The 13,165-nt window shown below is 39.2% G+C and carries 15 protein-coding genes and 1 riboswitch; of the genes, 1 reads left to right on the forward strand and 14 read right to left on the reverse strand.

What is annotated here, in order from left to right:
• Positions 1 to 18: 18 nt before the first annotated feature.
• The 14 genes from OC533_RS02470 to OC533_RS02535 form a co-directional block, all read right to left on the reverse strand.
• Positions 19 to 729, reverse strand: coding sequence for a cobalt-factor II C(20)-methyltransferase (locus OC533_RS02470; RefSeq protein ID WP_003761835.1), 711 nt, complete (start codon positions 727 to 729; stop codon positions 19 to 21).
• Positions 722 to 1,507: a sirohydrochlorin cobaltochelatase gene (locus OC533_RS02475; protein WP_262265219.1), complete on the reverse strand. Its 786-nt coding sequence runs from the start codon at positions 1,505 to 1,507 to the stop codon at positions 722 to 724. Before OC533_RS02475 ends, OC533_RS02470 begins: the two co-directional genes overlap by 8 nt.
• A complete protein-coding gene (cobA, locus tag OC533_RS02480; RefSeq protein WP_194323400.1) occupies positions 1,504 to 2,985 on the reverse strand; it encodes a uroporphyrinogen-III C-methyltransferase in 1,482 nt (493 codons plus the stop codon). The genes OC533_RS02475 and cobA overlap by 4 nt, the downstream gene beginning before the upstream one ends.
• Positions 2,985 to 3,737, reverse strand: a complete 753-nt coding sequence (gene cobK / locus OC533_RS02485; RefSeq protein WP_003761832.1) for a precorrin-6A reductase — start codon at positions 3,735 to 3,737, stop codon at positions 2,985 to 2,987. The genes cobA and cobK overlap by 1 nt, the downstream gene beginning before the upstream one ends.
• A complete protein-coding gene (gene cobJ / locus OC533_RS02490) occupies positions 3,734 to 4,459 on the reverse strand; it encodes a precorrin-3B C(17)-methyltransferase (RefSeq protein ID WP_003761829.1) in 726 nt (241 codons plus the stop codon). Before cobJ ends, cobK begins: the two co-directional genes overlap by 4 nt.
• Positions 4,456 to 5,487 (reverse strand): cobalt-precorrin 5A hydrolase, encoded by a 1,032-nt coding sequence (cbiG, locus tag OC533_RS02495; protein ID WP_194323399.1) that lies wholly within the window; start codon positions 5,485 to 5,487, stop codon positions 4,456 to 4,458. Before cbiG ends, cobJ begins: the two co-directional genes overlap by 4 nt.
• The gene (locus OC533_RS02500) at positions 5,474 to 6,223 is read right to left on the reverse strand and encodes a cobalt-precorrin-4 methyltransferase (protein WP_003761825.1); all 750 of its coding nucleotides are present in this window, start codon (positions 6,221 to 6,223) and stop codon (positions 5,474 to 5,476) included. Before OC533_RS02500 ends, cbiG begins: the two co-directional genes overlap by 14 nt.
• 5 nt (positions 6,224 to 6,228) lie before the next feature.
• Complete coding sequence (locus OC533_RS02505) at positions 6,229 to 6,798, reverse strand: decarboxylating cobalt-precorrin-6B (C(15))-methyltransferase (protein ID WP_185538498.1); 570 nt, start codon at positions 6,796 to 6,798, stop codon at positions 6,229 to 6,231.
• Positions 6,788 to 7,384: a cobalt-precorrin-7 (C(5))-methyltransferase gene (locus OC533_RS02510; RefSeq protein ID WP_003771482.1), complete on the reverse strand. Its 597-nt coding sequence runs from the start codon at positions 7,382 to 7,384 to the stop codon at positions 6,788 to 6,790. The genes OC533_RS02505 and OC533_RS02510 overlap by 11 nt, the downstream gene beginning before the upstream one ends.
• Positions 7,381 to 8,502, reverse strand: a complete 1,122-nt coding sequence (cbiD, locus tag OC533_RS02515; protein WP_194323398.1) for a cobalt-precorrin-5B (C(1))-methyltransferase CbiD — start codon at positions 8,500 to 8,502, stop codon at positions 7,381 to 7,383. The genes OC533_RS02510 and cbiD overlap by 4 nt, the downstream gene beginning before the upstream one ends.
• A gap of 15 nt (positions 8,503 to 8,517) precedes the next feature.
• Positions 8,518 to 9,150 carry a cobalt-precorrin-8 methylmutase gene (locus tag OC533_RS02520; RefSeq protein ID WP_185482149.1) on the reverse strand — a complete coding sequence of 211 codons (633 nt, stop codon included), beginning with the start codon at positions 9,148 to 9,150 and terminating at the stop codon, positions 8,518 to 8,520.
• Between the two features lie 12 nt (positions 9,151 to 9,162).
• Positions 9,163 to 10,110, reverse strand: a complete 948-nt coding sequence (cbiB, locus tag OC533_RS02525; RefSeq protein WP_194323397.1) for an adenosylcobinamide-phosphate synthase CbiB — start codon at positions 10,108 to 10,110, stop codon at positions 9,163 to 9,165.
• Positions 10,107 to 11,465, reverse strand: coding sequence for a cobyrinate a,c-diamide synthase (locus OC533_RS02530; protein WP_194323396.1), 1,359 nt, complete (start codon positions 11,463 to 11,465; stop codon positions 10,107 to 10,109). Before OC533_RS02530 ends, cbiB begins: the two co-directional genes overlap by 4 nt.
• Before the next feature lie 159 nt (positions 11,466 to 11,624).
• Positions 11,625 to 11,809, reverse strand: a riboswitch (cobalamin riboswitch).
• A complete protein-coding gene (locus OC533_RS02535) occupies positions 11,797 to 12,291 on the reverse strand; it encodes an ECF transporter S component (protein ID WP_194323395.1) in 495 nt (164 codons plus the stop codon). Its footprint overlaps the riboswitch before it by 13 nt.
• A 313-nt stretch (positions 12,292 to 12,604) precedes the next feature.
• On the opposite strand from OC533_RS02535, the gene OC533_RS02540 reads away from it, so the two are divergent.
• A complete protein-coding gene (locus tag OC533_RS02540) occupies positions 12,605 to 13,156 on the forward strand; it encodes a helix-turn-helix transcriptional regulator (RefSeq protein WP_003771472.1) in 552 nt (183 codons plus the stop codon).
• Positions 13,157 to 13,165: the final 9 nt, after the last annotated feature.

The raw sequence follows: 13,165 nt of genomic DNA on the forward strand, positions 1-13,165 counted from the left end.
GAAACTTCCATAATTTTTTCATTTATATTGCTCCCTTCTTTTTTTCACGATAATCGTAGTAAAATATGACATTTTTTCTTCTGGATTTATCTCGCCCATGCCGTAAGTGATTTTTTCAGTCGCCATGGCAACATCACTTACTACAACAGCTGCATCAAGCAAATTCAGTTTTTTTAGTAACGTCGTAAGAAGGGGTAAATTGCTTGCTGCTTTCATTAAGACAATAGTGTCAAATAATGTGAGCGCTTGTTCGATTTTTTCAGCTCCTGCTGTTACAGGGATTACAGCAAAACTTTCCTCGTCCATTACAAGAGGCAGTTCTAATTTAGAGGCGATATTTGAAAATGATGAAATCCCTGCGAGTGTAACTGTTTCAATTTCACCTTTTAAAAGTTCTAGCAAATAACTATAAGTGCTATAGACCATTGGATCGCCAAGGGTAATGAAACCAACATCGTGTCCGTTTTGAACGTCTGTTTTGATTTCTTCGGCAATTTCTTTCCAAGCTTGCATTTTCTCTGTTTTGTTGTAACTCATTGGAAAATGACGTTCTTTGATGATAAGCGTGTTTTTTAAATATGGGTTAACGATTTTTTTTGCTAAACTTTCTCCGCCTTTTTTAGATTGAGGTGTATAGAGAATCGCTAATTTCCCCAGTCTATCAGCAGCTTCCATCGTAACTAGCTTGCTGTCACCTGGACCTGTGCCAATGCCGTAAAATTTAGCCACGCGTGTTCACCCTTTCTGTTGCTACTTTGATATGATCGATAAATTGAGCTTGAATAAGTGGGTTTTCGCCTAGCCCTTGCAAGTGGCACTCGGTTTCAATACCAGCTTGCTCCAATATGCTCTTCCAAGAATCTTCGTCATCTGAAGCCATATCATTTGTGGCATGATCTCCTGCAACAAGCATAAACGGCATCAAATGGGCTTTTTTGATCTTTGCCTGTTTTAATCGTTCAATCACTTGATCAAGGCCGGGATAACTTTCTACGGCACAAAGATAAATCGGTTCGTTTAAAAGCATGTGGTCTAAGCAAGCATACGCGCTGAAAGCATGGTGTTTGGAGCCGTGGCCCATCAGAATCAATGCTTCATTTTCTTTCAAAGGAGGCATTTGGTGGCGAATGGCTTCAATGGCTTTTTCGTAATCTTCTTTAGAATCTAGTAATGGTTGACTAATGATGATTGAATCAAAATCCGCTTTAAATTTTTCCACTTGAGCTGTAATTTTTTCAAATTCACCGCCATTAATAATATGTAGAGATTGAATAATGACTTTTTTGTAACCTAATTCTTTTAGCTGGTTTAAAGCCTGACTTGGTGTGTTAATGTGCATGTTATCGCGGGTTTTTAGTTTTTTAATAATTTTGTTGGATGTAAAAGCACGAAATACAGTGTACTCAGGAAATTCTTGGGCCACTCTTTTTTCACAAGCTTCAATGGTTTTTTCTCTTGTTTCTGGATAACTAGTGCCAAAACTAACGACTAATATGGCTTTTTTCATTGTGGTACTCCTTCTAATTTTGTTTTTTGAATTAGTTCAATTAAGCTCTCTGGTGTAGCATTCTCAGCTTCTTCAAATTCATTAATGCCAAATGACTGCAAGGTTGCGCTTGTGAATCTTCCAATTGAGAGAATCGTTTTCGTTTGTAAAATCGCTTTTTCTTCGGTTGTTAGTACATCGAGTAGATTTTGGACTGAACGAGAACTGGAAAAGCACACTTGTTCAAAACTTTCGAGGTCAAATGGGCGCTCTGTCACTGGACGCATATCGTACAATGGCATCATTTCGGTTGTTTTCACTTCAGATAAAATTGTACTAACTTCTGCTGTATCAACAACACTACCGATAATTAAGTTGCTAGTATTTTTTTGAAAGCGAGCTATATGCTCTAAAATTAGTTCTGTGCTCCGTCTTTTAATAAAACTATCTGGAATGATTCCTTTTTCACTAAATGCTTCTTTCGTTTGTTTTCCGATAGCGGTAAGATGGGTATTTTTTAGGGAACGAATATCCAACTCAAGTGTTGCTAGATAATCGAAAAAGCGCTCTACAGCCTCTTTTGAAGTGAAAAGAAGTTCGCTAGTTTCACATAATTCTGCTTTTGTTTTTGTTGGCAGAATATCCAGCACTTGAATATTTGGATACATCGTTACTTCTCCGCCTAAATCGCGAATTTTTTCAGCGAGCATACTTTTACCTGCGCGTGCTCTTGGAAGTAATACTTTTGTATGGAAAAGTGGCATTTCTTCAAAAAAGTTAAGCTGTGGACGTAAGCTCACCACATCGCCAACTACGATAAGCGCAGGAGATGAAATACCAGATTCTGCTACTTTTTGTTCGATTGTTTGCAAAGTTCCTGTAACGGTTAATTGCTTACCACGCGATGCCCACTGTACAATTGCCACGCCTGTTTCCGGTTTTTGTCCATTTGCTAGTAGATTGGCGCAAATGTTAGGTAAGTTTGTCATTCCCATCAGAAACACGAGTGTACCTTCGAGTCTTGCAAGTGCTTCCCAATCTAGTGGATCGCGCCCTTTTTTCAAGTGACCTGTAATCACATGAAAACTAGAAGCAAAATCACGGTGCGTGACCGGAATGCCCGCATAAGCAAGACCTCCAATAGCTGAAGTAATTCCCGGGATGACTTCAAACGGAATGCCTGCTTTATAAAGCGTTTCTCCTTCCTCGCCGCCGCGCCCAAATACATACGGATCACCTGCTTTTAAACGAACAACTAGCTCATTTGTTGCAGCTTCTCTTACAAGAATTTGTTCGATTTCATCTTGCGGGATTGGATGATGTAATGGTTCTTTTCCGACATAAATTAGTTTACAACTAGCTTTTCGTTCTTGGAGCATCGCTGGTTCAACGAGGCGATCATAGACTATAACATCCGCTTTTTGAAGTGCGGCTAATCCTTTTACTGTTAGAAGTTGTGCATCACCAGGACCTGCGCCAATTAACATGACTTTTCCCATTAGTAGACCTCCAATTGAGTTAAAATTTCTGGTAGTTCGGTTAAATGATTTATTTCGATTGGATAATTTAATTTTTTTCGGCGAATAACGATAACAGGAATATTTAATTCTGCTGCTGCCGTGAGTTTTTCTTGAAATCCGCCTTGTTTTCCACTTTCTTTAGTAATTAATACGTCCGCTTGTGTCATTTCTAGCTGTGTGCGGTTGGCTTCTTTAGTGAACGGACCTTTCATGCCAATTATTTGGTCGGCAACGAGCCCAAGTTCTTCTGCTGAACGAATCACATCAGACACTGGTAAAATACGAGCGATAACATGTTGTTTTTCCAGCCCTGCCACAAATTCAGGTAAATTTTTGCTACCTGTTGTAAGAAAAATTCGTTGACCTAGTTTTGCAGCAACTTTACATGCTTCGTTAATATCATCTACTAAATAAGTATTGTCGGTTTGTTCGCTTGTTCGCTCAAAGCGGATGTATGGAATGCCCGCTTCTTTGCATGCTTCCATGGCCGTTTCAGAAACGATGGTTGCAAAGGGATGAGTGGCATCAATAACAAGCTTGATTTGCTCTAACTGCCATTTTGCGAGCATTGCTTCTTTGGCTAATCGACCGCAAAACACCTTTTCCGCATGTTGCTTAGCTAAAGTTTCCCCGTAATCTGTTGCTACTGAAAGAATAAATGGTCGTTTCGTTTCCGTTAGCCAGTCACTAATTAACAAGCTATCAGAAGTTCCTCCAAGCACAAAAATCATAAAGAATATCCTCTAGGTGTAATCATTTTGCCGTTTTTTACGTATGTTTCTTTGTTTCCGACAATAACCATCGTTGTCATATCCACTAATTCATAGTCAATATCTTCCATTGTCGTAATGATTTTTCGTTCTTCTTTTCGACCGACATCTTTGACAATTCCAACGACAGTCTTTGGTGACTTGTGTTCCATCATCTTTTGAAAAGCATTGGCTAAATGATTGGCGCGCCCTTTACTTCTCGGATTGTAAAAACAGACAACGAAATCGGCCATCGCAGCATGTGTTAAACGCTTTTCGATTACTTCCCATGGTGTCATTAAATCACTTAAGCTAATATGGCAAAAATCGTGCATGATTGGCGCCCCGAGAACGGCTGCTGCCCCTATACTAGCTGTAATTCCTGGGATTACTTTAACTTCTAACTCTGGGTTACTTTTTTCGGCTAGTTCTAAAACCAATCCAGCCATTCCGTATATACCAGCATCTCCGCTTGAAACGACGGCTACTTTTTTTCCTGTTAATGCGATATTTACAGCTTCCTGGCAGCGATCGATTTCACGGCGCATCCCTGTTTTCACTACTTCTTTATCTTTAATTAATTCTTTGATTAGTTTGATATATGTTACATAGCCAACGATTACATCTGCGTCCGCTATTGCTTCTAGTGCTTCACCTGTCATTAATCGTTTATCTCCTGGGCCAATTCCGATTACATAAATCATTTTGCCACCTCATTATTTTTAATTAGTTTTCCTGCTGCGAATGTCACGCCATTTTCGGCAAATCGTTTCGTAATGACGTTTCCATTACTGCCAATATCTGCTGATGATAAAGCGACATTTCCAACTTTTACGGTTTTTAAAACAAATTCTGACGTTGGATATTTTTCAGCTACCGTTTGTAATTCTTCTGCGGAATGAACAATAAAATGAATGTTCCACTTTTTCGCTAATTGCAAAATGGCTGGTTCTTCTGCTTTCAATGTAATGCTATGGATTTCACGAAAAGCGCGCGGATGTATGTTTTCTTGTTCACAAAAATGGGTGAAAACTTCCTCCATTGTTTCCGCTGAAACGCCTTTTCGACATCCAATACCAAGCACGAACTTCCTTGGTACAAGCTGAATTCTTTCTATTTTTGTTTCTGGTAAATTGTATTTGGTCGAAATGAAAATTTGTGGACTAATTTCTTTATTTGTAAAACCTCGTGAATCTACTTCAAATGGCTCATCTACGTGCAAACTGACTTCTTTTCCAGCAGCGAGCAAGCCATTAATGCGTTTAGTCGTCGCTTTAAAATCGGGTAAATATCCGTCGATTTCTTTGGCGATATTATCAATTGCTGCCACATTTGCACGATCAGTAGCGGTTGTAATTACTGCGGCACCACCAGTAATTGCAGCAATTTGCTCCGTTAACTCATTTGCTCCACCAACATGTCCAGAGAGTAAGCTGATAATAAATTGACCATATTCATCCATTACAATTACTGCCGGATCTGATAGTTTATCTTGAATGACTGGAGCAAGCGTCCGCACCGCAATACCTGTTGCCATAATACAAATTAATGCCTGATGCGTCGTGAAAATTTCACGCATTGCTGTACCAAAATTAGGCGTTAAAACAGCAGTCTGTTCATTCTGGTGCTTTTCTGGGACAAAGACCGTTCCTGGTACTGTTTTTGTTAATGAAATTGCTAAATCGCGCCCTCGTTCAGTAACTGCGATAATGGCAATTTTATCTGTATTCATGTTTGAAATCCTTATCATATAGCTTAGAATAATAAAACTCTTCGCCGAGAAAATCACCAACCATGATTAGGGCCGTTTTAGTAATTCCTGCTTCTGCCACTTTTTCAGCGATGTCTTTAAGTGTGCCAGTTACTTTTTTCTCTTCTGCCCAAGTTGCTTTATAAATAACAGCTGCTGGGGTTTCTGGTTTATAGCCACCTTTGATAAGTTCTGAGACTACTTTTCTGATACCTTGAACAGATAAGAAAATAACCATGGACGTTTGGTGAGCTGCGTAAGATCTGAGTGACTCACGTGACGGTACCGGCGTTCTTCCAGCCATTCGAGTAATAATCACACTCTGGCTAACTTCGGGAACCGTATATTCAACGCCAAAACTGCTAGCCGCGCCAAGAAATGAACTTACACCTGGCGTACACGTAAATGGAATCGAACGTTTTTTCATTTCCTCCACTTGTTCACGAATCGAGCCGTAAATAGAGAAGTCTCCTGTTTGCAGACGAACAACTTCTTTTCCAGCTGTTACTCCCGCTTCCATACAGTCAATAATTTCTATTAAGTTCATACTGGCACTATTATGGATTTCGCAGTCCGGTTTACAGTATTCTAGCAATTCCGGATTTACAAGTGAGCCAGCGTATATAACAACATCGGCGTTTTTTAATAATTGATATCCTTTTAGTGTGATTAATTCTTTATCTCCTGGTCCTGCTCCGACGAAATGTACTTCTGCCATTTTCTTCACTCCTCTAGTTTTTTACAGCCAATAATGACGGTTGGGTTCTGTGGTTCAAAATAATGTCCAGCTCCGAGTTTATGCCAATTTGAAACTTGAATTTGCTTCATTGTCAATTCACTCACTGGTAATTTTTCTAAATGGTTCATTGCTTGTAAGGCATTTTCTAATAAAATAAAATTAAGTACCAAGTGACCGCCTAGTTTCAAATGAATCAATGACCAGTCGATAATATCAGTCAAATTTCCACCACTACCACCAATAAAAATGGCATCAAATTTCTCTTCCTGAGGTAATTCGATTGGTGCATATGCTTCGATGACTGCTACATTTTCTACGCCGAATTTGGCTTGGTTTTGTTTAATTAAGTCCACCGCATCTTTATTTCGTTCAATTGCGGTAACTTTGATGTGCGGAAAATTATAAGCTACTTGAAGCCCAACGCTTCCAGTTCCAGCGCCAACATCTAGCAGTTTTTTACTGGTATTATCTAATCCGAGTAAATCAATACTTATTGCTCTCACTTCGCTTTTTGTCATCGGAACTTTTCCGCGAATAAATACGTCATCTTTCATCGACAATCACCACAACATTCATATCGTATTTTTTTTCAACTTCCTCTGGTCTTAGCTTATGAATTCGTTCTTCTGTTGAACTTAAATTTTCACCGATAAACATGATTTTTTTTAGATTTCGTTTTGAGATTTCAGCAGCTATTTCGTATGGTCCAATAATGGAATCTGTTACCATTGCGACTTTTTCATGTTGGAGCAAAAAATCGAAATTTGGTGTTTTACCATGGCTGCTCGTTATAAAACAATCATTCATCGGCAGCTTGATTTGGTGAAACATCATCTGGATTGCACTGATTCCCGGGATAATATGAATATCTTCTGAAAAATTCGTCATCGCCCAGTTGCCAATCCCGTAGAGCAGTGGATCGCCTGATGCTAAAATCACGACGTTTTTATTTTGATGAGGAATATTTTTTAAATCTGCTAATTTTTTTGGTAACAGTAGGCACGTTGCAGTTGTTAATTCAGCTATTTCTTGTAATTGTCTTTTCGATCCATACACTGAATCTGCTGAAGATAAAGCTTGTCTTGCTGCGTTTATTAGCAAATTCGTATCTCCTGGTCCGATTCCAACCACTGTAATCATCGCCATTCCTCCCGCAATACTTCTATGTCTTTCGTTGCAGCAAGTAAACCTCGTTCAGTTGAAAATGTAACGACATCAATTTCCACACTTGGTTTAGTGAATTTCAAGAAGCGTTCTGACCTTGCTTTGATTTTTTGTGCGATTACCTCATAAACATGAGTAAAACCAGCTGCTTCAATTAATTCGCCTGCAGCCTCTGTCGTATTACACTTCTCTACTTCTTGTAAGAGTGATAATGGTGCGCCGAGTAAAGCCAAGTTAGCCACCAAAATTTCTGCCCGCGCATCCGCATCCTTGCTATAGGTCGTAAAAATACCAGCTGAAACCTTCACTAATTTGCCAAAATGCCCAACCATCAATACTTTCTTAAATGCGAGCCGTTGAGTTTCTTTCAACATGTAGCCAACGAAATTACTCATGGAAACGATGTTATCACTCGCAAAACCAAGCGTATTTTGAACAAAATCATCGCCATAATTACCTGGAACAAGAATAATTTGGTCAAGTCCTTGGTTCCGTTTCATTTCGAGCTCCATTGATAATGATTTTTTCCAGCCTTCATCCGACATTGGTGTGACAATCCCTGTCGTTCCTAAAATGGAAATCCCGCCGATAATACCGAGGTTGCTATTCATTGTTCGTTTCGCGCGTTCTTCCCCTTCAGGAGCATATACTAAAATGGTTGCGCCACGATTTTCGCCAAGTGATTCGCGCACTGTAGCTAGAATATTTTTCCTTGGAGCCGGGTTAATTGCCGCTTCACCCACTTCAACCGAAATACCTTTTTGTGTTGCGCGACCAATTCCAACGCCACCATCTAAAGTAACTTCCGGACTATCTGTTAATTCGACATCAACAAAAATCCACATGCCGTGTGTCGCATCAATATCATCGCCGCCATCTTTTTGAACAGCTGCAGTTGCCTTTTTTTCAGAAAACTGTTGATAGGCAACGGGGATTTCAAGAATAGTTCCACCTGTTGTTGTGACTTTAACCGCGCTTACTTCTTCTTGTTTTTCTATCATTTCGACACACGCTTTAGCCGCGGCAGCTGCACACGTTCCAGTTGTATAGCCTTTACGATATTTTTTGCCATTATAATAAATAAAATCTTCCACTGCTCGTCGCCTTCTTTACATCGTAATCAAGATTGCATTAATGATTGCCGCGGCAAGGTTACTACCGCCTTTTCTACCACGAGCGACAATTGCTGGAATGTCGGTTTCAAGAATTTCTTCTTTGCATTCAGCTGCCCCGACAAATCCGACAGGCACTGCAACGACCGCATCTGCATGTAATTGTCCACTTTCCGTCATTTCAATAATTTTATAAACCGCAGTTGGCGCGTTCCCTAGGACAAATATTTTCGGTCCATCTTTTAAAGAAGCAAGTTTAATCCCGGCCATTGAACGCGTGATGCCATGCTGTTTGGCAATTTCGATCGTTTCTGGATCACTCACATAACAGTGATAACTACAGCCAAGTTCATCTAACAGCCGTTTATTAATACCACTAAGCGCCATATTAGTATCTGTAAAAATGGTTCCTTTATTTTGAAGAACATGAATGATTTTTTGGATAACATCTTGTTGAAAAACGAGGCTATCCAAGTAATCAAAATCTGCTGTCGTATGTATCGCACGTTTGATAATGGCTTCCTCTAGTTTGTTTTGAAATGTATAATCTGGTCGAATATCGTCAATAATTTGTTGAATGATTTCAAAACTTTTCTCTTCAATTTTGGCTGGATTTTTAATGTAGTTCATTGTGCCACTCCTTTAAAATAGTATTAAATGTATACTGATAAAAATTAGAAAAGCAATAATGGAAGCTGTGTATAGTAAGTGAATTGTTTGACTGATTTCTTTTTGTGTAACGGCTTTTGTTCCACTGCCGATGGTTGGTTTAACAACTGTCTCGCCGAAATATTCATGGGTGCCACCAAGTGTTATCCCAAGCGCTCCTGCTACCGCGCCTTCTGGATATGCGCAATTGGGACTTGTATGATTTTTCCGGTCACGAAGCCCTATCCGCCATGCAGTGCGTCCATCATACTTCAAAATAAAACTCGCAATCACAAGGAAAAACCAAGATAGCCTTGCTGGAATGAAATTTACCAAATCATCCATTTTTGCTGAAACAAAACCAATGGCGCGATATTTTTCATTTTTATAACCGACCATCGAATCAAGTGTGTTCACGGCTTTATACATCAGGGCTAGTACAGGACCTCCAATGAATAAGTAAAATAATGGTGCTATAACGCCATCTGCTGTGTTTTCCGCCACGGTTTCAATGGTGGCTTTACTAATTTGTTCTGCCGTGAGCTTGTCTGTATCCCGACCAACAATCATCCCAACTTGTACTCTAGCCGCTTCTAAATCACCATCCGCGAGTGTTCGCTGAATTTTCCGCGCCTCCTTCGCAAGGCAAGTCATCGCAAGTGTCGTATACCCTAAGTAAATAAACAGCGCCACATAAAGCCAAAAAGCAATTTTTGCACTAATATAAAGGATGAGCCACGAAACAATTCCCGTCATTCCAACTGTAAGAATGAATAACAGCCCTCCAGCAAAATACAGTGATTTACCATGAAAAATTTTCCGCAAAGCGTTCGTTAATAATTGAATAAAGTTACCAATTGCTTTGATAGGATGAGGCCAGCTGTAAGGGTCACCTAGTATGAAATCTAAAATAAACGATATGGTATAAAAGAGTACGATCATCTCTTTCCAGCTCCAAACATCTGCATTAAAATGGCCGGATTTTGGTAGAAGTGGATATGGAGATAACTGGCAAAAGTATTGCCTTTTTGATAACCACCACGCCACTCTTTAACTATTTCACCGTCACGTTTTTTTGAAAGTTTCATACAAGCTGTTTCAGTCGTTTCAAAAACTGAATGATGAAATTCATGCCCGCGAATCGACATCCCTTTTTTGCCGATTAACGTTTCTTCTAAAGGTTCCGCGATACAGTAGCCAAACTTCCGCAGCCTTGTTGTCATCTTACTAATACCGTTAAAAACTCCCACCATTTCATACTGTTTTCCTTCCATTTCTAAACTCGAACCAAGGTACATCAACCCACCACATTCGGCGTAAATTGGAATGCTCTTTTCGTGCGCAGCCAAAATTGACTTCCGCATAGATCTGTTGTCATTAAGCTGCTTGGCAAAAATTTCTGGAAAACCGCCGCCAATATAAATGAAATCTGCTTCCGGAACCTCGTTATCCTCAAGCGGGCTAAATGGAATTAACTCTGCCCCAGTCGAACGAATCAAATCCAAGTTATCTTGATAATAAAAGTGAAATGCTGCATCTAGCGCATAAGCGACACGAAGCCCAGAAAAATCCGCTACTTTCATTTGAGCTTTAGAAGTAGATAAGTTCTCACTAGATTTGCTTATTTCGAGTAATTTGTCTAAATCCACATGTGTGGTAATGAGGTCAGAAAGTAGCTCCCATTTTGCTTCGAGCTCAGTCATTTCTTCTTGTGGTACTAATCCTAGATGCCGTTCTGGAAGTGCCACTGCCGCATTTTTTGGCAAGTAACCTAACACTGGTACATCCGTATAACGCTCAATCGCCCCTTTGATTAAAGAAAAATGGTTTTCTGAGGCAACTCGATTAATAATGACGCCAGCAATTTTAAGTTCCGGATCAAAACGATTGAATCCGTCAACAATCGCCGCTGCTGAAGTCGAAATAGCTTTTCCATCCACAACTAAAATGACTGGTGTCTTTGTGCATTTGGCAATAAAGGAAGTACTGGCATTATCGCGATCAATCCCAAGCCCATCAAATAATCCCATCACTCCTTCAATGACCGAAATATCAGCAGACTCGCCGTGCTTTTGAAAAAGGGACGCTAGCATCTCGTCATCATCAATGAGAAAACTATCTAAATTAATGGAAGCAACACCTGTAATTGCTTGATGATAGTTCGTATCAATATAATCTGGACCTACTTTAAATGGCTGAACCGCGAAGCCTCTTTTTTTCAAAGCTTGCATAATTCCGAGTGTTACGGTTGTTTTTCCTGCACCACTTGATGCGGCTGCAATTAAGATTTTGTTCATCTTTTTTCACCTTTCGCTTTAGCCATAAAAAAAGACGCCAAACAGAACTTTGGCGTCTTTTAGAGATTTAACATCAATAAGAATTCTATGTAGCACAAAGAAACTTTCTTATCATGAAAATCTGTTTAATAAAGACAACTCGCTCCCTTAGAAGTTGTTTTTGGATATCGAATATACTAGCGGTCTCCTGACTTATCATCAACCTACTCACCAGTCTTCCCGGAATTTCTTCCAGTGACATATGTTTGGCTTTCGTCCGAATTACAGTAGCTAGGGCCTGTAGAGGATTTTCACCTCTTTCCCGGATTAATATATTCACCTATTTAGTTGTTTAGTACCCGGCAATTCGTCTTTTCCAGCGTTCTGGTAACACTTGGTAAACGACTTCAGCGACAAAAATGTTGCAAATCGAACCAATAGCTAGAACCGGAAATAACACAAATACCGCTTGATGCATTAATGGATAAAGCGCAAGTAATGATAACGGACAATTAAAAACAAAAGCGACAACACTAGAAGCACTAATAGCAACTAGTTGATTCTTTTCAGCTAGCTTGTGGCGCGGAAATCCATAAGCAATCATCGTTACGCCCATCATTCCAGCAACAATCAAATGAATCGGTAGCGTCAGCGGAAATCCCGCAAGTAATGCTGAAGTTAAATGACCGAAAATCCCAAGCACTGCACCGTACATCGGACCTAGCAGCAAAGTCCCAATAAAAGCTGGGGCTGCGTCAAATGCAACAGAACCCATTAATTTTATGTTTGCGCCAATTACACACATTGCAATCAACATCGCACATAATACTAATTTTTGAATCTTCAATTGAAAAGATCACCCTCTCGTGAAAGCGTTATTTCCATTTCATTATATCCCTGTTAAAACACTGGTACAAGGGCACTAACAGGCTAGAAAGCAAAATAGTGCAAGCTTTTAAAATCGTATTTTTTTCATTGTATACACTTAAAATAGCCACCAGTGTGAACTTTTTCTCAATTTCTCTAATTCACAAAGCAAAAATGACAATATTTTGTTATAAAAAAGAATTTATTGTTCTGTTTAAAATACAGGATAAAACGTTATTTTAAGCGATTTTATGGTATAATTAGTGCAAGAATAAAATAAGGAGGGAAGATTTTTGGAGAAAGAAAAAGTAGTAAATATTCAGCCTTTGATGAATAGTCAGGTAGAAAATCAATTTACCCAACAAATTCAAGAAGACTTCAACAAAAAAAATCCAGATCACTCTGCCCTACTTCATTCTCTCGAAACAGTCGAAGTACTTGATGTTTTAAGTGACTACTACACCGCTCACGAAAAACAAAAACAACCCAAAAAAGAAGCTGCCACATCCAGTAAAACGAGTGGTGAACATAAAGAAATCAAACAAGCTATTCGCTACATTAAAAAGAACATTCATCGTTCCATCACTCTAGAAGAAGTAGCCAATTATGTTTATTTAAGCCCTTTTTATTTAAGTAAACTATTTAAAAACGAATTGAATATCAATTTTATTAATTACGTCAATGAACAAAAAATGCTATATGCAAAGGAACAGCTAGAAAAAAGTGACTGGGCCGTCCACACGATTGCGAAGAATTTAGGATTTTCTCGTGCTAGTTATTTTTGCAAAGTCTTTAAGAAAGAGTTCGATATGACTCCTAAAGAATATCGCGATTCACTTAAATAAAAAACGATT

The organism is Listeria sp. Marseille-Q6474 (assembly GCF_946902005.1).
Lineage (GTDB): Bacteria > Bacillota > Bacilli > Lactobacillales > Listeriaceae > Listeria > Listeria innocua.